Source organism: Streptomyces sp. NPDC101166, assembly GCF_044768125.1.
In the GTDB taxonomy this organism is placed as follows: Bacteria; Actinomycetota; Actinomycetes; order Streptomycetales; family Streptomycetaceae; genus Streptomyces.
The window spans coordinates 1-1,445 of sequence record NZ_JBIWPF010000115.1 but is presented as its reverse complement, the minus strand read 5'-3'; the positions used below and the strand labels follow the sequence as shown (position 1 = coordinate 1,445).

Annotated in this window: 2 protein-coding genes and 1 pseudogene; all 3 read left to right on the top strand. The window is 70.7% G+C overall.

What is annotated here, in order from left to right:
- Nucleotides 1–262, top strand: a pseudogene (locus tag ACIRS4_RS36870) (hypothetical protein); the annotation flags it as partial.
- A complete protein-coding gene (locus ACIRS4_RS36865; RefSeq protein WP_379101626.1) occupies nt 259–945 on the top strand; it encodes a response regulator in 687 nt (228 codons plus the stop codon). The pseudogene ACIRS4_RS36870 and the gene ACIRS4_RS36865, both read left to right, overlap by 4 nt.
- Before the next feature lie 58 nt (nt 946–1,003).
- On the top strand, nt 1,004–1,445 hold a 442-nt coding region (locus ACIRS4_RS36860; protein WP_404204426.1), incomplete at its 3' end, for a serine/threonine-protein kinase.

Sequence of the window (1,445 nt, the reverse complement as noted above, 5' to 3'; positions counted from 1 at the left end):
GTACATCGAGGTCACGGTGACCAATACGCTGGCGGCCGGGGCGGCCCCGCGGGCCGGGAACGGCATGGGCATCTCCGGTATGCGGCAGCGGGTCGCGCCGCTGGCCGGGCGGCTCACCGCCGGACCCGACGACGACGGCTGGCGGGTGTTCGCGCACATCCCGCTGACCGGGACCGTCCCCTGCGGCTTCACCGCCGCCGACGACCACCTGCAGTCGCTGCTGCAACCGCTGTTCCGCAAGACCGCCCAGGAGGGTATGTGACCGACCGCTCGGACGAGGAACTGATCGGCGTCCTCGTCGTCGACGACCAGGAACTGGTCCGCGGTGGACTGCGCCGGATCCTGCGCCGCCGAGACGGTTTCCTGGTGAGCGAATGCTCCGACGGGGACGAGGTGCCCGCCGCGGTCGCCGCCCACCGCCCCGACCTGGTGCTGATGGACCTGCGGATGAAGCGGATCGGCGGCATCGAGGCCACCCGCACCCTGCGCGCCGCCCCCGACGCGCCCCCGGTGCTGGTGCTGACCACCTTCGACGACGACCAGCTGCTGTCCGGCGCGTTGCGCGCGGGCGCGGCCGGGTTCCTGCTCAAGGACTCCCCCGCCGAGGATCTGATCCGCGCGGTCCGCACGGTCGCGGGCGGCGGCTCGTGGCTGGACCCGACCGTCACCCCGCGTGTCCTGAATACCTACCGTTCGGCGCGCCCCACCCCGGCGCCCGCCGGCAATCGCCTGTCCGAGCTCACGGTTCGCGAGCTCGAGGTGCTCGGACTCATCGGCAGAGGCCGGGTCAACGCGGAGATCGCGACCGCGCTCGGCATCTCCGAAGTAACGGTGAAGAGCCACGTGGGACATATCTTCGGGAAGCTCGGGTTACGCGACCGTTCCGCTGCCATCGTCTTTGCGTTTGACCACGGCGTAGTCGCACCGGGAGAATCCACCTCCTAGAGGGGTGGGTCGCGGGTCCTCGTCTGCTTCCCTCCCAAGAGTGTGGAGGTTTGACGGGGTGGATGCGCCATCGCGGGCCGGGAGCAGGTTCGGGCCGTACGAGCTGCGCTCGCTGCTCGGCAAGGGCGGCATGGGCGAGGTCTACGAGGCCTACGACACGTCCAAGGATCGGGTCGTCGCACTCAAGCTGCTGCCCGCCGAGCTCGCCAAAGATCCCTCCTACCAGGAGCGTTTCCGGCGCGAGTCGCAGGCGGCGGCCCGGCTGGCGGAGCCGCACATCATCCCCATCCACGACTGGGGCGAGATCGACGGCGTCCTCTACATCGACATGCGGCTGGTGCGCGGCCGCGATCTGCGCTCGCTGCTGGACGGTTCGGGGGCGCTGCCGCCGCTGCGGGTCATCGGGATCATCGAGCAGGTGGCCGCGGCGCTGGACGCCGCGCACTACTCGGGGCTGGTGCACCGTGACGTGAAACCCGCCAACATCCTCGTCACCGATG